Origin of the sequence: Chryseobacterium sp. MIQD13 (genome assembly GCF_050496705.1) — a bacterium.
In the GTDB taxonomy this organism is placed as follows: domain Bacteria; phylum Bacteroidota; class Bacteroidia; order Flavobacteriales; family Weeksellaceae; genus Chryseobacterium.
On sequence record NZ_JBNWAF010000002.1, the window covers coordinates 723,187 to 741,816 of the forward strand.

At 37.1% G+C, this 18,630-nt stretch carries 20 protein-coding genes; 4 read left to right on the forward strand and 16 right to left on the reverse strand.

All coding sequences use genetic code 11. The features are described from left to right. Positions 1-27 precede the first annotated feature (27 nt). Both ACQWU4_RS10270 and ACQWU4_RS10275 read right to left on the reverse strand, forming a co-directional pair. Complete coding sequence (locus tag ACQWU4_RS10270; RefSeq protein WP_429935673.1) at positions 28-1,122, reverse strand: glycosyltransferase; 1,095 nt, start codon at positions 1,120-1,122, stop codon at positions 28-30. Continuing rightward, the gene (locus ACQWU4_RS10275; protein WP_111954019.1) at positions 1,122-1,346 is read right to left on the reverse strand and encodes a uroporphyrinogen decarboxylase; all 225 of its coding nucleotides are present in this window, start codon (positions 1,344-1,346) and stop codon (positions 1,122-1,124) included. The genes ACQWU4_RS10270 and ACQWU4_RS10275 overlap by 1 nt, the downstream gene beginning before the upstream one ends. Positions 1,347-1,498: 152 nt before the next feature. Here ACQWU4_RS10275 and ACQWU4_RS10280 point away from each other — a divergent pair, with 152 nt between their 5' ends. Continuing rightward, the gene (locus tag ACQWU4_RS10280) at positions 1,499-4,033 is read left to right on the forward strand and encodes an ATP-dependent Clp protease ATP-binding subunit (protein WP_429935674.1); all 2,535 of its coding nucleotides are present in this window, start codon (positions 1,499-1,501) and stop codon (positions 4,031-4,033) included. A gap of 303 nt (positions 4,034-4,336) precedes the next feature. Here ACQWU4_RS10280 and ACQWU4_RS10285 read toward each other — a convergent pair whose 3' ends face one another. Then, a complete protein-coding gene (locus tag ACQWU4_RS10285; protein ID WP_429935675.1) occupies positions 4,337-4,864 on the reverse strand; it encodes a hypothetical protein in 528 nt (175 codons plus the stop codon). A gap of 117 nt (positions 4,865-4,981) precedes the next feature. Between ACQWU4_RS10285 and mnmA the strand changes: the two genes are divergently transcribed. Beyond that, positions 4,982-6,169: a tRNA 2-thiouridine(34) synthase MnmA gene (gene mnmA, locus ACQWU4_RS10290; RefSeq protein WP_429935676.1), complete on the forward strand. Its 1,188-nt coding sequence runs from the start codon at positions 4,982-4,984 to the stop codon at positions 6,167-6,169. Positions 6,170-6,247: 78 nt separating this feature from the next. Continuing rightward, positions 6,248-6,439, forward strand: a complete 192-nt coding sequence (locus ACQWU4_RS10295; protein ID WP_429935677.1) for a hypothetical protein — start codon at positions 6,248-6,250, stop codon at positions 6,437-6,439. A gap of 72 nt (positions 6,440-6,511) precedes the next feature. Here ACQWU4_RS10295 and ACQWU4_RS10300 read toward each other — a convergent pair whose 3' ends face one another. From ACQWU4_RS10300 to ACQWU4_RS10320, 5 genes are read right to left on the reverse strand one after another with little or no spacing between them, the layout of a single operon-like run. After that, positions 6,512-6,865: a hypothetical protein gene (locus ACQWU4_RS10300; RefSeq protein WP_429935678.1), complete on the reverse strand. Its 354-nt coding sequence runs from the start codon at positions 6,863-6,865 to the stop codon at positions 6,512-6,514. 16 nt (positions 6,866-6,881) lie between these two features. Then, positions 6,882-7,640 carry a glycine-rich domain-containing protein gene (locus ACQWU4_RS10305; RefSeq protein WP_429935679.1) on the reverse strand — a complete coding sequence of 253 codons (759 nt, stop codon included), beginning with the start codon at positions 7,638-7,640 and terminating at the stop codon, positions 6,882-6,884. A 31-nt stretch (positions 7,641-7,671) separates the two neighbouring features. Then, positions 7,672-8,103 (reverse strand): hypothetical protein, encoded by a 432-nt coding sequence (locus tag ACQWU4_RS10310; protein WP_429935680.1) that lies wholly within the window; start codon positions 8,101-8,103, stop codon positions 7,672-7,674. Between the two features lie 34 nt (positions 8,104-8,137). Beyond that, entirely contained in the window at positions 8,138-8,572 is a 435-nt protein-coding gene (locus ACQWU4_RS10315; protein WP_429935681.1) for a hypothetical protein, read from the reverse strand. Between the two features lie 39 nt (positions 8,573-8,611). After that, positions 8,612-10,462: an SPFH domain-containing protein gene (locus ACQWU4_RS10320; RefSeq protein ID WP_429935682.1), complete on the reverse strand. Its 1,851-nt coding sequence runs from the start codon at positions 10,460-10,462 to the stop codon at positions 8,612-8,614. A gap of 99 nt (positions 10,463-10,561) precedes the next feature. Between ACQWU4_RS10320 and ACQWU4_RS10325 the strand changes: the two genes are divergently transcribed. Next, positions 10,562-11,458 (forward strand): hypothetical protein, encoded by an 897-nt coding sequence (locus ACQWU4_RS10325; protein WP_429935683.1) that lies wholly within the window; start codon positions 10,562-10,564, stop codon positions 11,456-11,458. A gap of 126 nt (positions 11,459-11,584) precedes the next feature. On the opposite strand, the gene ACQWU4_RS10330 is transcribed toward ACQWU4_RS10325, so the two are convergent. From ACQWU4_RS10330 to ACQWU4_RS10365, 8 genes are all read right to left on the reverse strand, one after another. Then, entirely contained in the window at positions 11,585-12,328 is a 744-nt protein-coding gene (locus ACQWU4_RS10330; protein WP_429935684.1) for a LytR/AlgR family response regulator transcription factor, read from the reverse strand. Positions 12,329-12,383: 55 nt separating this feature from the next. After that, the gene (locus tag ACQWU4_RS10335; protein ID WP_429935685.1) at positions 12,384-12,659 is read right to left on the reverse strand and encodes a 2TM domain-containing protein; all 276 of its coding nucleotides are present in this window, start codon (positions 12,657-12,659) and stop codon (positions 12,384-12,386) included. Positions 12,660-12,680: 21 nt separating this feature from the next. Continuing rightward, positions 12,681-12,977: a 2TM domain-containing protein gene (locus tag ACQWU4_RS10340; protein WP_429935686.1), complete on the reverse strand. Its 297-nt coding sequence runs from the start codon at positions 12,975-12,977 to the stop codon at positions 12,681-12,683. 198 nt (positions 12,978-13,175) lie between these two features. Continuing rightward, the gene (locus tag ACQWU4_RS10345) at positions 13,176-13,745 is read right to left on the reverse strand and encodes a methyltransferase family protein (protein ID WP_429935687.1); all 570 of its coding nucleotides are present in this window, start codon (positions 13,743-13,745) and stop codon (positions 13,176-13,178) included. 72 nt (positions 13,746-13,817) lie between these two features. Then, positions 13,818-14,120 (reverse strand): 2TM domain-containing protein, encoded by a 303-nt coding sequence (locus ACQWU4_RS10350; RefSeq protein ID WP_429935688.1) that lies wholly within the window; start codon positions 14,118-14,120, stop codon positions 13,818-13,820. Beyond that, complete coding sequence (locus ACQWU4_RS10355) at positions 14,107-15,435, reverse strand: 2TM domain-containing protein (RefSeq protein WP_429935689.1); 1,329 nt, start codon at positions 15,433-15,435, stop codon at positions 14,107-14,109. The genes ACQWU4_RS10350 and ACQWU4_RS10355 overlap by 14 nt, the downstream gene beginning before the upstream one ends. 129 nt (positions 15,436-15,564) lie before the next feature. Next, positions 15,565-16,215, reverse strand: a complete 651-nt coding sequence (locus ACQWU4_RS10360; RefSeq protein ID WP_429935690.1) for a hypothetical protein — start codon at positions 16,213-16,215, stop codon at positions 15,565-15,567. Between the two features lie 81 nt (positions 16,216-16,296). Continuing rightward, positions 16,297-18,540 (reverse strand): TonB-dependent receptor, encoded by a 2,244-nt coding sequence (locus ACQWU4_RS10365; RefSeq protein ID WP_429935691.1) that lies wholly within the window; start codon positions 18,538-18,540, stop codon positions 16,297-16,299. Positions 18,541-18,630: the final 90 nt, after the last annotated feature.

An 18,630-nucleotide genomic window follows, 5' to 3' on the forward strand; every position in this document is an offset into this window, starting at 1 on the left:
AAAGATAACCATTTTTATAAAGATTATTTATTTTGATGCATTTTCAAAAACTTTCAGCAGTTTTATTTCTTCATTTTCCCAGCAGAAGGCTGCAGAAGCTTTTTCAAGTTCACCCTGATAACTTTTTCTTCCTTTATTTAAGATTTTATTTACAGCAGCAGCGATATTTTCAGGCTGATGGTCTTGAATGATCTCTCCTATATCGAACTGATTTTTGATATTCTGCATTTCAGGAAGATTAGACAGCAATAATGGAACACGTGCCTGAATACAGTCTAAAACCTTATTCGGAAGAGAATAAAAATAGCTCTCTCCCCCATTTTCTTCAATGCTCATCCCCACGTCAGCCGTTACTGTTATTTTTCTTAAATCATCGGGTTTTAATTTCCCCAAAAACTGAACCTTATGCTCAAGCTTTTCTTTAATAACCAGTTCTTCATATTCCCTTTTTCTTGGACCATCTCCGGCTATTTTAAAAATTACCCCTTCAAGATTGTGCATGGCAAGAATTGCTTTGTCAATCCCGCGAAATGGGTTGAGCGCTCCCTGATATAAAAGTATTTTAGGATTATTTTCAGGAATTTCTATTGTGAAATCCTGTTTTTTGGGCGCATTTTGAACCACGACAGGATCAATTCCGTATTTTTTCCGGAACCATTTTGCATAGCTTCCACTTGCCGTAATCATAAATTTGAGCTTGGGAATGACCTGCTTTTCTAAATATCTCCAGATTTTTTGTGACATTTTGCCCTGAATGGCAGGCATTTCTGAAAAAATTTCATGACTGTCAAAAACCAACGGGATATTCAATTTTTTAGCAATAAGATAATTGGCCAGTAAAGCATCAACATCATTAGCGTGAAGGATAGTATTATGATCCGCTTTTTTCTTTAACTGGTGGTACAGTTTCCAGTTAAATTCAAAGTAAGCCGTTTTTAAACTTCCGGATGATAACTGTATCCTGGAAAACGGATAAGGCCGTTCCATAGGGTCTGCTCCTTTCCAGTCATTCCCGATCAATTCTACTTCGTAGCCTGCCTCGTACAGAGTTCTGCAAACCTTTTCTATCCGCTGATCCGTATACAGATTACTGAAGGCAGAAGTAATTATCTTTTTTTTCATTACTTTTTGTTTCCAGCCAGTAAATGATAAACCTGGATAAAGCAAATAAGGCCGTTTGGAATAATAACCGGCCAGAGCATTCCGTTGAAAATGCCATAAATGACAAAACAGATACAGCCTATCATATTGACTATCCTAATTTTTCTTACATCTTTTAATATGAAGCTCAGTACGATGAAAATAGATGCAGAATAACCAATATAAGTAGTAATTTCGGGATTCATGGGGAAATTTTAAAGGATCACAAACTTAATCATTTTCAATAAGATAATAAAATTTTTTCTGCCATAAAGTCATTAATTGATTTTTGGTAAAATATTTGTAATTTAGATAATGAATAAATGGCAATGCTGCCGTTATTCTAATGAGATATATTATGGATTATAAGTTTTCACAAGGTTTGAGCCAGGTGTTCAAACAAAGCAAGAGCGAAGCGAAGAGGCTCAAAAGTGAATTTCTTAATACAGAACATCTACTTTTAGGTATTATAAAAACAGAAAACTCTGCAAAAGAAATCCTTCAAAACCTTAATGCGGATTTAACACAAATCAGAAGAAAAATTGAAACTCTAAATACAGCAAGTCTTAATCCTATTTCTGAGGAGGTTACTAATATTTCTTTCACCAAGATGGCAGATCATGCGATCAAACGTGCTGAACTGGAATGCAGACAATACAAAAGCAATGAGATTAATACCGTTCATCTGCTTTTAGGCATTCTTTACAAATATGAGGACCCTACTTCAAATATTCTGGGAGCTTACGACATCGATTATGAAGGAGTTTCAAGAGAGTACCAGACTATGCTTAAAAATTCCGGGCAGTCACCACAAATGAGTGCTTATGATGATGACGATGAAAGAGAGGAATTTGAGCAAATGAGAAAGCCTACAGGAAATTTAGGTTCTGCAAAAAGTAAAACACCTACATTGGATAACTTTGGTAGAGACCTTACTTCTTTGGCCAGAGACGGAAAACTGGACCCTGTAATTGGCCGTGAAAAAGAAATTGAGAGAGTTTCTCAGATTTTATCACGAAGAAAGAAAAACAACCCGCTTCTTATCGGTGAACCCGGAGTTGGTAAATCTGCAATTGCAGAAGGACTGGCTTTAAGAATTCAGCAGAAGAAAGTATCAAGGGTTCTTTACGGAAAACGTGTAATTACTTTAGATCTGGCCAGTTTAGTAGCCGGAACAAAATACCGTGGCCAGTTTGAAGAAAGAATGAAGGCAATCATGACGGAACTGGAAAAAAACAGAGACGTTATCTTATTCATTGATGAGCTTCACACCATTGTAGGCGCAGGAAGCTCTACAGGAAGTTTAGATGCTTCCAATATGTTCAAACCTGCTTTGGCAAGAGGTGAAATTCAATGCATCGGGGCTACGACTCTGGATGAGTACCGTCAGTATATTGAAAAAGACGGAGCTCTGGAAAGAAGATTCCAGAAAGTAATGGTGGAACCAACTTCTATTGATGAAACCATTCAGATCCTGAATCAGATTAAAGATAAATATGAAGAGCATCATAATGTAGTGTATACTCCGGAAGCAATTCTGGCTTGTGTCAACCTGACATCAAGATACATTACAGACCGTTTCTTACCGGACAAGGCTATTGATGCCATGGATGAAGCCGGTTCACGTGTTTACATCAAAAACATGAAAGTTCCGACTGAAATCATTGATTTTGAGAAAAAGATCGAGGATATCAAAGAAATGAAGCAGAAAGCTGTAAAAGCTCAGGATTACCTTGAAGCCAGAAAGCTTAAAGATGAAGAGGAACGTCTTCAGATGGAGCTGAATGCCGCCCAGGAAAAGTGGGACAAAGATGTAAAAGAGAAAAAAGAAACCGTAACAGAGGAAAATGTAGCAGAAGTGGTTTCTATGATGAGTGGTGTTCCGGTAACGAAAGTTGGCAAAAATGAGCTTGATAAATTAGCTCAGATGGATGAAAAGCTGAACGGAAAAGTAATCGGCCAGGAAGACGCTGTGAAGAAAGTTGTGAAAGCAATCCAGAGAAACAGAGCAGGTCTTAAAGATCCTAACCGTCCTATCGGTACATTTATCTTCCTTGGAACAACCGGAGTTGGTAAAACCGAGCTTGCGAAAGTAATGGCAAGAGAGCTTTTCGAATCTGATGAATCCCTGATCCGAATTGACATGAGTGAATACATGGAAAAATTCGCTGTTTCAAGATTAGTTGGAGCGCCTCCGGGATATGTTGGATATGAAGAAGGCGGACAATTAACTGAAGCGGTAAGAAGAAAACCTTATGCTGTGGTTCTTCTGGATGAGATTGAAAAAGCTCACCCTGATGTATTTAATATTCTTCTACAGATTTTGGATGAAGGACACGTTACAGACAGTTTGGGAAGAAAAATCGACTTTAGAAATACGATCATTATCCTGACTTCAAATATCGGAACAAGAGATCTTAAAGATTTCGGAGACGGTGTAGGATTCGGAACTTCAGCTAAAAAGACAAGCTCTGACACAAGAGCAAGAAGCACAATTGAAAATGCCCTTAAAAAAGCATTTGCTCCTGAATTCCTAAACAGAATTGATGACATTGTGATCTTCAACTCCCTTGTACAGGATGATATCAAGAAAATCATTGACATTGAGCTAGGTAAACTTTACGGCAGACTTGAAAAACTAGGCTATAAAGTAGAACTAACCGATGAGGCAAAAGACTTTATTTCTGAAAAAGGATGGGATAAGGATTTTGGAGCAAGACCGCTAAAACGAGCTATTCAGAAATACATTGAAGATTTGTTGGCAGAAATGCTGGTAAACAAGCAATTATCTGAAGGTGAAACAGTGATCTTAGATCTTAATGATACCAAAGATGCATTGATTGGAAAAGCTCCGAAAACAAAGAAAACAACGGAAAAATCTTCCCAATCGTAAATAAAAAATAGAATTATAATAAAAAGCACCGGAAAATTCCGGTGCTTTTTGTTTTAGATATGTTTTGTCTAAAGCCTGCTTTTATTGATAATGATCTGTGCTTATTCTGACCACAGATTTACACAGATGATTATATATAAATAAGAGCAGCATACCCTGTAAACAAATTATTTTTCAATAATATTGAGGTATGATATTCTCAAAATAAAACGCAAACATCTGTGCAAATTTGTGAAATCTGTGGTTAAAAAATTATATGCAAAAATCAACCTTCGGGATAAGTGAAATCCTTAAAGCAAAAGTTTAAAGTCCTACCACAAATCCTATACTTGGAACCAATCCACTTGAGAATATACTGGAATTCTCTTTCCAAAGCACATTATACATCACCCCGATCTGCATAAAAGAATTCCCTCCTATCCTCTGCATATAGCCTCCGCCAAGATATAAAGCCGTCTCCTCATCATTTACCTTATAATCATAATATTTATCTTTATAATTGATGAAATAATGCTGAAGATTGGCTCCTACATAAAAAGATCTCGCAATATAATAATTGGCAAAAGGCCCTACCCCGAACATGGTGGATTTATAATAATTGGAGGTCTGCCAGGAAACACTTCCCACAACTCCGGCTTCGAGATCATCCGTTAATCTGTATCCAACTCTGGGAGAAGCCTGAAGATAGAATGCACTGTTGCTTCCGAACCCTAAACCTATTCCGCCCCCGAAAGTCCATCTGTTGTTATCCTGCCCCTGTGTACCTACCGAAACCTGGGAAAATACTGATCCTGAAAGCATCAGCATCAGAGGAATAATAAATTTTTTCATATTAATATCGTTTTTATCAATGCTTAAAATTATGGTTTTTTTACGAATTTATTTAGTTGTATTTTTGCCACGTCAAACTAAGAACTCCCGTTAAGAGTTTCGTAAAATTGAAATAAAATGAAAGTAGTAGTAGGATTATCCGGAGGGGTAGACTCTAGCGTTACAGCATATCTTCTGCAGCAGCAGGGACACGATGTGGTAGCTCTGTTTATGAGAAACTGGAATGATGCTTCCGTGACTTTGGAAGATGAATGTCCGTGGATAGAGGACAGTAATGATGCCCTGATGGTTGCCCAGAAACTGGGAATTCCGTTTCAGGTAATTGATATGAGTGAGCTTTACAAGGAGCGCATCGTTGATTACATGTTCGATGAATACCAGAAAGGAAGAACCCCGAACCCTGATGTTTTATGCAACAGAGAAGTTAAATTTGATGTTTTTATGAAAACAGCAATGTCTTTAGGCGCTGATAAGGTGGCTACCGGACATTATGCACAGGTCAGCTCTACTATTGATGAAAACGGAAAGGAAATTTTCCATCTTTTGGCAGGAAAAGACAACAATAAAGACCAGTCTTATTTCCTGTGTCAGCTAAGCCAGGATCAACTGTCGAAAGCTTTATTCCCTATTGGAGAGCTTACAAAACCCCAGGTAAGAGAAATTGCCAAGGAAATCGGTCTTGTAACTGCAGATAAAAAAGATTCGCAGGGATTGTGTTTTATCGGTAAAGTAAGTCTTCCTCAGTTTTTGCAGCAACAACTGGTTCCTAAAGAAGGGGAAATTGTAGAGATTTTCAAGGATTCACCTATATTTTCAGCAGAAAAGCCGGAATTTTTATCAAAAGAAGAAGAACTGGAATTTTTATCCCAGAAGATCAATTATAAAAAAACGGACGGAAAAGTGATCGGAAAGCATCAGGGAGCCCAATTTTTCACGATCGGGCAAAGCAAGGGCCTTGGTATCGGCGGACATAAAGAAAGCTGTTTTGTGATCTCCAGGGATATGGAAAACAACATTCTTTTCGTTGGTGAAAGTCACAGCTTTCCGGGGCTTCACAAGAAAGCCTTAAAAATTGATAATTCTGAAGTACATTGGGTTCGTGAAGATATGAAACTGGAAAATGGTGGTTCAATGGAGGTAATGGCGAGATTCAGATACAGACAGCCTTTACAGAAAGCTACTCTTTATCAGTTCGGGAATGCAGCCTATATTGAATTTGAAGAAGCTCAGTCTGCCATTGCTGAAGGACAGTTTGCATCATGGTATATTGGCGAAGAGCTGATCGGAAGCGGAGTAATTGCATAAAGAAAAATTTTTTGAAATTTTCTGTAACGTATTTTAGATTGTCAGACTTACTTAGTAAATAACAATAAAAATATCACTATGAAAACTTCTTTAAAAAACCTGTATGCTTTCGCAAATCAAATTTTAATTGCTGTTGTTTCTGCTATTTTTGGCTTTAATCTTTATCAGGTAATTGTACATCCGGAAAATTCCAATATTGCCGTTACCCTTATTCTTGCAGTTGTAACTGGTGTAATGGTCCGCAAATATGGTTACAAAGCTGGAAAATAATTAAATCAAAATTAATATTTATAAAATCCCGAAGCATTTTGTTTCGGGTTTCTTGTTGTTAAATGAATTATCTTATTTCTTAATCTTATGGTTTAACTGAATTGACCTAACAGCCATAATCGCAATAATCTCTGCCACAAGAATACTGAACAATATTCCTACAGGTCTATCCAGAATTAAACCTCTGATTAGTTTTATAATTCCCAAAGCGAAAATAAGGGACATGAAGTAAAAGGAAGTTCTTGAAACATTTTCACCCAGGTATTTTAAAAAGAAAACGGATAGATAAAATCCTATGGTCAGAATCAGGTAAAATTTTAAAAATCCCGGCCCCGTTAAAGCAATCGGATTGAATGTCCGGCAGCATATTGCAAGCCAGATAAAACTTAGTGCTGCCGGTATTGAGTGTGTGATGATCTTTGTCATGACTTTTCATTTTTATTTAACCCCCACATCCTCCGCCACAGCCACCACAACCGCCACCGCAACTGCTCCCACAACTACTTCCGCAGCTTGAACCACCTCCTCCCGAAGTGTCACTTCCTCCGTCTTTGGTTTTAGACTTAAGCCCCTCATTGTCAATACTGTTGCCTGTCCCTGAAGACCACATCAACACCACAAAGAAAAAAATAAGCAGAACCGCTGCCAGAAAAATGACATTTCCAATAATATCTCCAAAATCCGAGCAGGAACTCAGCATTAAAATAAAAGACACAAAAGACAATATTTTAACCGTTTTTGACCAGAAATTCATCCGTTTTGTATCTGTTTTTTCGTTTTGGTTATTCCAGATTTCCGGAGGAGGTTCCTGGTGAAAAACTTCTTTATAATTCTTTAATGTATCCGAAAACCAGTTCTGATGTTTTGTTTTTTCTGAAATTCCGCCACTGGAAGGATGATGATGGAGGTTTCTTCTTAAAATATCAGGGCAGAACTCTTCCCAGTAATTCTGGGTATAAATAAGATGCATATGCCATACTTTGTCTACGGTTTCACTTGGTGAGGCTCCGTTTGGCACGATACAGCAGAGATAAACGAATTTTTTATACTCTTCTATCGCTTTTTCCGTAAAATCTGACGTCCAGTTTTCTTCTTTAGCCAGTTTTTTGGAAAACGGAAATACCGCATGCTTCCTGTCTATGGAAAAATCACAGATTCTTTGCCATAGCTCTTGATCTTTTATTAATGTGCTGGTGTTCATTTTTTGATTTGTTTAATGATTAGTTTAGTTTTCAGGTTTTTATATCATTATTATTCTGTTTAAATAACAGATAGTTTCCGTTCTTTGCAATAAGCATCGGAATACCGAAGATAATCAGGGGAATAGCGAGGAATAAGAAGAATACGTGACCAAAAAGGCTGTATAATCCCCCTATTGCAAATATTCCGATACTGAAAACAGACAGCAGGTTCAGGCTGCTTTCATTCTGTATGACATCAAACTTCAATACCTGATCTTTTTGAACGTTTATCTTTAAAGGTTTGCTTCCTGCCGTATCCATCGATACTTTTGCCTTAATTTCATGGATCCCTTCTTTAATTTCAATGGACCGGGTATCACCGTTAAAAAGTTCCGCTCTCTTTACTCCGTTTATTTTAATGATGTAAGCTCTGCTGTTATCCCGTGGATGGCCCACAGGTCTGTAAAATTGAATAGTTGCCATTTTTTAATGTTTAAGATTATTTTCTGTGGTTAAATTATTTTGTTAAAGAATTTTTTTTCATTCTCTGATTAACTTCCTGGAAAGAATGAATTCTAAAAGGTTCATTTGTCCCGGTGATCTGCAGCTCAAGCATTTCAAAAAAGGCTCTTCCAAAGTGAGGTTCCTCGAAAACATACAGACCGAAGAAGGTTCCTTTTTCAAGAAATACTGCTACCCTGTAATCCAATCCGTCTTCTTCTATAAACTGAGCTTTATGAACCCATATGGAAGTGATTTCCTTAAAAAATATTTCGGTGGTTTTGTTTTTACGTGCCTCTGTAATTTTCTTCTGTTCGAGATCAAACGTAACGGTAACCTGAAGTTTATAGTCCCCGAAAAGGAAGCCTAATCCTAAGAAGCCGGGTTCTTTCATGTATTTTTCAATTACAATTTTGTTTGGATTGTCTGTTTTTAATATTTGTTTGTACATGGTTTTGATTTTATAAAGTTTTATGGAAAGAGTTAATGATTAGTCTTGAGAAGTGTCATCAAAATTTCTCTTTTCAGGCCTTTTAACCGGTTTTTTTGCGTCTATTTGCTCTAAAAGCTTCAATCCGAGCAGCCCGCTGATTCCCCCGTTAGCAGAATCACTGCTTCCTCCTATAAGTACATCCGGCATTATTTTAACATTCTGGCTGGCAATGGATTCCATTACTTTCAGCTGGGTAAAGTTATCTTCTCCCATTGCTTCCACCGACAGTTTATAAGCTTCAGCATTGGATCTACCGATAGCAAGGATTTTTTCTGCCTCGGCATTACCCATTAAGGAGATCTGTTCAGCATTGGCTTTGGCAAGTAATCTTGTTTTTTCTGCTTCTCCGTTTGCTTTTTTCACTGCAGCTGCTGCAACACGTTCCGCAATCAGTACTCCCTGATCGGCCGTTACTATTTCTTTTTGAATATCTGCAACTGCAGTTTCTTTTTCAAGGCTTTGGCGGGTTTCCTGTGCCAGTTTCTGCACTTCAAAGGTTGTCTTTTGTTCTTCCGCTATCTTTCTGTCTGTCAGGGTTTTCATTAGGGTTTCAGGAGGCACAATATCCCCGATCAGCGTATCTACTGCGGAAACATTATACTGTTCCAGTACATTGCTGATGTGTTCTCTTGCCGACTGCTGACGTTCTTTACGGGTTCCGAGGAAAGCAATTACGTCACTGTCCTGCGCTGAGTTTCTGAAGTAATTTCCAATGGTCGGCTCTAAAACCTGACCTACTAGGTTCATCATATTCCCGAAACGGGCGATTACTTTTGGGGCTTCATTGGAAGGGATGTGAATGATCTGGGAAACATCCAGATTGAAAGGGAAGCCGTCTTTACTTCGTACTGTGATTGTGGAAAGATTTTTATCAAGCTGATGGGCTTCACTTCTTGCAGAGGCCCAGTTTAAGACAAGGTTTGTGGTAGGAACCAGCTCTGTCTTCATAATGTACGGATTGATAGGATATTTACCCGGTCCCAATGCTTCTGCCCAGACTCCCTTACATCCTTTTTCCACAATATTTCCGTGTTTAAATTCTATCCCGCTTAAATCTTTTCCTTCATTTCCTACGTAGCTGATCACTACGCCTACAGAGCCTATCGGAATTTCTGTCATCTTCACCATTTCCAGGATAACAAACCAGGGGTTTAAAAAATAAGAGCCGGCTAAAATCACCTGCTCCTGTAAACCTTTATACCCGCCATTATTCAGGAAAGAATCGACATCCTGAAATTTATTATGCTCTTCTACTATTTTCCCGGCGATTTGTCCTTCTTCCAGGGGTTTCCCTTCCAAAGTAGTGATGATTCCTACCGCATTATCCGGAATTTGTGTCATATCCGTTAATGAAATTTCAAATAATAAGGTATTAATCCTGTATGATCCCGGTGCAATAACTCCCGTCTGCCTTCCTTTTCTGCCGCCATTTTTTAAAAATGCTTCTGCATCCTGAAAGGAATCGCATTCTACTTTTCGGGCTAAAATTCTTCCCGTTTCAAGTTCCTGACCGTCTTTTGCCAGTATCAGTCCTATTTTTCCGGTCGGGATAATTGTAAAAGGCTGAAAATGGATGGAATACTGCCATATCCATTTCCAGAAGTAGATTCCCGGAGCCAGAGTCTGGGCCTGAAATCCTGCCTCCCCATTTGTGGCTATGATTCTGCCTTCCGGTAATTCCTGTTTTCCAAGCAGCACAAATTTTTTAGTGACCAAGCCTATTTTATCTTCTGGGATAATAACAAGTCCGAAAAACACTCTTAAAATGAATTTATAGAATAAGAGACTTCCAATAATGATGGCTGCCGGTATTAACCAGGGCGACTGTAAAATGTTTTCTATTTCCATGATGTTTATTTTTGTTTATATTCAAATTTTCATGGATTTTAAAATATAAAAGTCTTACAGCAGTATTTTTTGGTTTTAAAAAAATCTTAAATTAGTCTTATGAAAAAAGAAGATATTCTGCATCTTGAGAAACTTATGAATTTCCTGAGTCTGCATTTCTTAAAGAAAAACCATTGGGAAGATGTCACAAAAACTGAATGGTCCTATATTGTGGCAGAAATTAACGACCTCATCATCAATGATAATGAGGAAAAAAACATAAAAAGGAAAGCTGATATCTTAGGCTCCAATTATCTTTATGAGCATTTGATAATCAACAAATTAAAGAAATATTACCAGAATGACAATTCAGTTTTGAGTAAACCGAATCTGGCAAAACTGAGTCTGATTGTCAAAGTTCTGGGATATTCAAATTACATTGATTTTATCAATTCCCATACAGGAGCATTCAACTTCAGTGATCTCAGAATTGATATGAATAACGGTAAGCAGAATGTTTCACTATTAGACCGTTTGGTAGGCTGCTGGTATTCTTATAACAGAAATTTACCGGATAACCCATCTGAAGTAAAAGATAACAGGATCTGGCGCTCCGCCATGGAAATTTATAAGTCTGAGACTTCGGGGGAGTATTATATTGAGAGAAGCGGCGGAGATCACCACAAGTATTTTGGAAAAGTGACTGCGTACTCAGATTATGTATTCATCATTATGAACAGCAATACGTTCATCCGGCAGAGGCATTTTATCTCAAGGATAAAAGATATCAAGGAAAAGCTTAAAAATCCAGAGTATAAGCTCCATGAGTTGCATTTTATAAGTACATGTATCAGTTTTAACCAAGAGCCGATAGCTCTGTTCGAAATATTTCAGAAGGCGGACAGGAAGTCTTTTATTTCAGACTCTATCAGCTTTCCGATAGATAGTGATGAGATCCCCAAATCTATTATAAAACAGCTTGAAGATACTGAGTCTAACAGGATAGATTACAGGTAATTTTGGGTTTTAGAGTTTTAGAGTAAGAGAGTTTGGGGGTGTAAGTCAAATTCATGCTATAAGTATAGACATCCAGAATAAATAGCCCATTATTAAAGTCTGATGTCTCCAATCTGACATCTTATTCTAGCCTACCAGCCATTCTTTAAAATCTTTCACTCTGTCCCGGCTGACTGTGATCTCTTCCTGGGGCTGAAATTCCATATCAACTTTGTAATAAGGTGATGTGTGGATGTTTTTTATATAATCCGAATTGATGATAAACTGTCTGTTCACCCTGAAAAATTTCTTTTCTTCCAAGATATCTTCCAGTTCGTCCAAAGTAAAATCTGAGGGATAAACCCGGTCTGCCGTCTGAAGATACACGATCTTGTTTTCACTGAAAAAACAGCTTATTTCATGGGTCTGAACGATTTTCAGATTATACCCAATTTTCACTAAAACCCTGGAAAGTGTAGATTTCTCCTTCCTGATCAACTGTTTGATATCTTCAGAACCGGTTGTATTACTGGCCGGGATAAAGGATTTGAATTTCTCGACTGCTCCGGAAAGGTCTTCTTCCAGAATAGGCTTCAAAAGATAATCGATGCTGTTCAGCTTGAATGCTTTTAAAGTATACTGATCAAAGGCTGTGGTATAGATGATAAATCCTTTGGTAGGCACTTTTTCAAAAATATCGAAAGACAGTCCGTCTCCCAGAACGATGTCGGAAAAGATCAGCTGCGGGTGCTCGTTTTCTGAAAACCAGGCTACCCCTTCTTCTACTGATTCTATTTTCGCAACAATCTCAATTTCAGGAAAATTACCCAGCATTCTTTCCAGTTTTCTTGAAGCAGGCTTTTCATCTTCGATAATGACAGTTTTGATCATTGAGTTATGGTTTTAGTTTTAAATAGCGGATAAAATTAGATAAAAAACAGACAGCTTAAAAATCTATGTTCTTTTTATCTTTCTTCATCTCTTTTTCAATGATATCATTTTCCCATTCTGTATCGAAAAGGAATAATTTTACTGCTTTTACAGTTAAAATAATTCCCCAAATCACCAGAATGACAGATCCGTCAAATAAAGAGAAGCCGATTCTTCCATTCTCAAAAATATCATCAAAAAATATAATTCCGGCCACGATTCCAAACCAAAGAAGGCTTTTATAGAATTTTTTCAGCTGGCTGACTCTTTCGTATGCACTGTTGTAATCCATGATTTTAAAGTTTTTAAGGTATTATAATGTTTTTGTATTTCTTTTTTCCTGATCCATCAGTTCTTTGATTTTTCTTTCTTCCCATTCTTTTCCTATCCCGAAAACGTTTACTGCATGGGCAACAATTCCTATTCCCCATCCCAGCATCGGCCAGTAAAACCATAAATGTTTTGGAGAAGTAAGAAGATTCAATGCTAAGAGGAATGGAATAACCAGGCAGTAAGAAGTAAGATTCCCATAGAATCCTTTTAATTCTTTAACTCTTTTTGCTGCTTTTTCGTAAGCTAATGTTTCTTTTGTATAACCTATTGTTTCCATAATTATAATTTTTAAAGATTGTTTGTCATTTTGTTGAGTCAAAGGTAATACAGAAAAAGACCTTGTTTCAATTTTATATGACCGAATGGTAGAATATGATTACTGAACAGTAAAAAGGTAAGCTTAATTATTATTTGGGTAAAATTACAAGGCTATAAGCTAACCGTATTCGAATGAATAACCTTTGAAAATATTGAATCAGTAGATAAAAGGGATCAGTTTTTTTGTCTTTTTCCTGTATTCTGTATATTCTTCCCCAAATTGCTCTACAAGAGCCTGTTCTTCAATTTTAATGCGGTAAATGAAAGCTAAGAACGGAGGCAGGAAAGCCAGAATCAGCGAAATCCAATTATTGAGATAAATCCCTAATCCTAAAGACGTTAAAAGAGAAAAAGCATAGGAAGGGTGCCTCATATATTTATAAAAACCCTCTTTCTTAATTTTGTGATCCTGCTTTATCGTGACATCTACCGTAAAGTATTTCCCTAAAGATCTGATGATAATGAATCTAAAAATAATTCCTATAATGATAAAAGCCTCACCTGTATATAAGATCCAGCTTCCTTTTGCAATGGGAAACTTCGTCATATAAGATGCCGTTACCGAAGCCGCTATGGAAAACGGAATGGCCATCCATAAAATATTCAGGGTAGAATGATCTTTATCTTTTTGGTCTTCTTTGCCGGATCTCAGCATGTTTTTATAAAGAATCTCTGTAAGAAACCAAACAAACATGGAAACTGAGAATATGATTTGCAACAGATGCATAGTTTTGGATTTAGGTTAAATATAAACTCGTTATTTTACAGCTGGATTCTGAATTCTATCATTTCTGAATCTTCAATTCTCCTTTTTATTCATCAGTTTCCTGATCTTTTTCTTCTCCCAATTTTTAACAAAGTCCAGATTGGGCAAAAAAACGACTATTGCATGGGCTATAAGTCCAATTCCCCAAAATGTAGCCGTAAAGAAGTTTTTGAACTGGAAATAGCTTTCTCCCGGTCTCAGGTGCTCACAGTTATAAATAACTATTACAGCATTAATAGCAATGTACAGGAATAAGTGTCTGTAAAGTCCGCTAAGCCTTTCAACCTGTCTTTTGGCCTGCTGATAGCGGATATCATTTTCGTCATAATTTTCCATGGTCTCTGTTTTTTTGTTTATCCATTATTTCCCGGATCTTCCTTTCTTTCCAGGATTCTCCTACACCAAAGACACGAAATGCATGGGAAACGAGGCCAATACCCCACCCTAACATTGGAAAATAAAACCAAAGGTCTCTGGGAGAAGTCATCAGGTTAATAATTACCAAAAACGGAATGACCGTACAATAGGAAATTAAATTGGCATAAAAGCCTTTTAATTCTTTCACGCGTTTTTTGGCTTTCTCATAAGATCCGTTCTCGTCATCATCTTTTACACTGGTATTGCTTGGTTTATCAGAAAGTATCGGAACTTTTACTTTAAAATAATCTTCTGATTTTTCAATGAAAACATTTTTCTTCGTAAGTAATGCATACCGCTGAACAATATTAGCCAGACCAATGCCTGCACTTTCTTTCATCTGTTCCCTTGCCTGAAGATTGTTTTCAATACACAGCGTATCGTTGTCTGAAAATATTTTGATAACCAAAGGTTTTGAAGAGGTCGCAAAATTATGTTTGATGCAGTTTTCGAGCAAAAGCTGCAGCGAAAGCGGTACAACATATCTTTTGTAATCTTCTTTTTTCACATCAAAAACAAAATCTACACTGTCTTCAAATCTGGTTTTTAAAAGTTCACAGTAGGTTTTTGCAAATTCAATCTCGTCTTCTACCGTTACAAGTTCTTTATCCTTCTGTTCAAGTACATATCGGTAAATCTTTGACATTGAAGCAGTAAACTTCTGTGCCTGATTCGGATTTTCATCGATAAGAGAGCTCAGAACATTCAGGGAATTGAAAAGAAAATGTGGATCCAGCTGGTTTTTAAGACTTTCAAACTGTGCATTGGCCGATTTTGCGATCAGCTTCTGTTCCACTACTTCTTTCCTCGATGTTTTTTTAAGCTCTTCCATAAAGCTCTTTGCATGAAGAAATGCAGAGATAAGAAGTGCAATATTGATCATAAACCAGTTGGTAACTCCATATTTCCCGGAGAAAAAAACGTCAGCTGTAGTTACCTTCTGAATCACAACATAGTTCATGTAATTACAGAAATACACCAGAATAAAGTTTCCGATAACGATGGAAATAATACTCAGAATGGCTCTTGTTCTTGTCGTTTCGGACCAGGGGAACTTTTTATTGAGAAAATCATTAATTAAGCCATTTCCGACTCCCAGCACAAAGGAATACATCATTGAAAGAAGCAGCGTCATTAAAAAATTCTTTAAGGTTTTCTCATTAAAAAACACAAAGAAGAATAGAGCTGTTCCCAATGATATCCAAAGTAATGAAATAAAATATTTACGTTTCATGGTCCGTTTTCTTGGCTCAAAATTAGTCTTTAATAAAGGTATCTAAAATTATTTTTTACTGAAGGGCAGATTTTCTTTCCCGAATGGAATAAAAAAACCTTCCGGCTAAGGAAGGTTTGATTTTCGTTATTATTTTGCCGGCATATTGATAAAATATTCAGCTTCCGCCCTGCCCCAGTTAGGATCTAAGGCTGTTTTTGGTTGGTAAGAATTGAATTTTACAATGGCATCTTTGAACATTTCCATTCCTTTAGTCTTACTTCCTCCGTATTGTTCAGGAGTAAAATAGGTATCTTCTGCTTTGATAAGAGCAATTCTTGGGTTTGAAGGATCAAGTTTTGCGGCAATCTCCAATTCTTCCATAGCTTTAGCGCCATCCGTCATGTAACGTTGAGCCGGATTCACCATCATTCTTAAGGAAGCAGCCATTTTTTTCAGCAAATGGATTTCTGCGTTGTCTGCTCCTGCAAGGTTTTGTGCCGAAGCCAGATATTGATCAGCCTGACCGGCCGTTTCATCCAATCCATCCATATTGCCGTTTCTCATCATCAGTCTTCCTTTTTGGATCTGGGAGAATGCTGCATAGTATGGAGGCAGCCATTTTGAGCTTTCCTTATTTCCGATTCTCTGAAAATCATTAGCTAAAGTCTGGAACTCTTCCGGGGTTTTGCATGTTTCTGTTTTTGCAATTTTTTCGGCCATTATTTTTTCGTAATCTGCCTGTGCAAAAGCTGTTAAACTCATAAAAGCTAAAGCGAAACTTAATAGGTATTTTTTCATTATATCAATTTTTTTAAGTTAGTTAATTGTATCTCCGAAGTTATGTATTTTGTAATCATTATGATATCCGTTGCTGTTATTTTATAAATTATTATTGATTGCATCCTGAGTTTTATCCACTCCAAAACTGATGAAAGCTCCTATAAATACAAAGGTATTGACTGGCGGAACGACCGATGAACTTCTTGATCCGTCAAGGGAAAAATTGTATCCGTAAACGTTTTTAGATCCTAAAACATTGGAAACGCTCAATACGAAGACTGTAAAAGCTTTAGCATCTTTTTTTCCAAGATTCGGAAGATAATTGAAGCTGATATTAAGGGCATTATAATCTTTCAGTTTTCCTTCATTTCTGATGTAATTTACCGAGTTGCTGTTTTCAGTTTTCGTTGCAATATCATAATAAGGACGGCCTTTGGAATAGGTATAGGATAAATTAACGCCCAGTTTCCATTCCGGGATAAATCTTTTGGCAACGGCAGAAAGCGTATGTGCAGAGGCGAAATTGGGTTTCAGACTTACCGGATAATTATTAAAATCTCTTTTTGAATCAAGAAAGGAATAACTGATCCAGTAATCTATGTTTTCAAAGGTTTTTTTGTCTCTCCAGAACAGTTCAAGTCCTTTTGCATAACCATAACCGTCATTGTTCAAAGCAGTCTGTACCTGCTGATTCTGCTCTTTATCCGGTGTGATATTAAATGTTTTGATCAACTGGTCATATTTCTTATAAAAAGCTTCAAAACGAAGACTTCTCCCGTCTGATGCTCTCTGAACCTGAAAAATATAATGCTGGGACTTCTGAAAATCAAGATCTGCTGGCCAGTTGATATATTTGCTTTCAGGATTCTGGTAAAACAGTCCGTAAGCAAAGGAAGTCGTCCAGTCTTTTGCCAGACGGTAAGCCAGTGCAAAACGCGGTGCAATATTGCTTTTTCCCAAATAAGAAGAGTTTTCTGCCCTTACTCCTATTTTGGCAGACAGTGCATTGCTGAATCCAAGGTCTGTTTCTGCAAAAACAGCAGATATGAGATCTTTATAGTTTTTCTGGACTTCTCCAAAGTTCAGATTTTCACTTGTATTATTCAATTCAAAACCGGCTCTCACCGCACTGATTTTATTGATCTTTCTTTCAAGAACGGCTTTAAAATTAATATAATTTCCATCGGTTAAAAGTTCAGTCTTACCTGACTCTGTATCATTGGTTTCCGTAGAAAAATTAAGATCAGACCTGTTGTAAGAATAAGAAGTCCCGGCATTCAAAAGATATTTCCCGAATTTCTGTTTAAAAGACAGATTGTGGTAAGTATTTTTCCCTTTAAGTCTTACCAGCGCAAAATCATATTCCGGCTCCAGGCTTTCTGTTTTCACACCCATTTTATTGGAATCATACATTCCGTAATATTTGAAAAATCCGCCTGATTTTGTTTTGATTCTAAAGTTGAAATCACCATTCAAACCCTGTGGAGCATCAATAAAATCTGTATTGAAATTAAAAACCTTCTGCATAACGCTCAAAAGAGAATAGCCCAGAGTCGCCCCGAAAGAATGGTTTTTATCTTCACTCAGTTTCTGAAATCCTGCACTTAAAAAGATCGGCGAAATTCCGAAATCGTAAGAACTCTGATCGGGAAGATCCACACTTTCCAGCATCAGTGCACCGGAAAGAGCCTGTCCGTATAATGCGGAATATCCGCCACTTGAAAAAATATTTCCTTTAAAAAGAGAGGTATTGAAGCGGTCTCTTCCTGCAATCCCCGGAACTGAATTGGAGAAGTAATTATTAATAAGACTTCCGTCCATAAAGATTTTGGATTCTGTTCCTGTTCCTCCTCGGATGAAAAGGCCTTCTGTTTCCCCTACTTTCTGAACACCCGGAAGGTAATTTAAAGCCGAAGAAATCTGGCCGTCTGCTCCTGCTGTAGTATAAATATCAATGGGAGTAAGCAATGCAGTGGCTCTCTTTTTATCACTTGCTTCTATAGAACCCGCAGAAACTACCACGGCATCAATTTCGCTGATCTGTTCTTTAAGTTCTGCATTGACTGAAATATCCTGATTTTCAATAACAACAGGTTTTTCCACCTGCTGGTATTTTGGATGGGTAAAAGATAAAATATGATTACCCTTTTCTGATGTTTCAAAGGAGAAATTTCCTTGTGCATCAGTAGTTGCACCATCATAAGTGTCTTTTAATGTGACATTTATTTCGTTAATGCCTTTGCCTTTAAAAGTGACCTTTCCTGAGATCCTGATCTGTGAATATCCTGCAATAAAGGACAGAAAAGCAATCAGCAGTAAAAGTTTATTTCCTTGTGTTTTCATGGAGTTAATTTTCGGGTCAAAAATAATAAGGAATATGCCTTTCTTTAAAATAAATTTTACTGAAAGGCATACTTTGGCTTCTGAATGGGA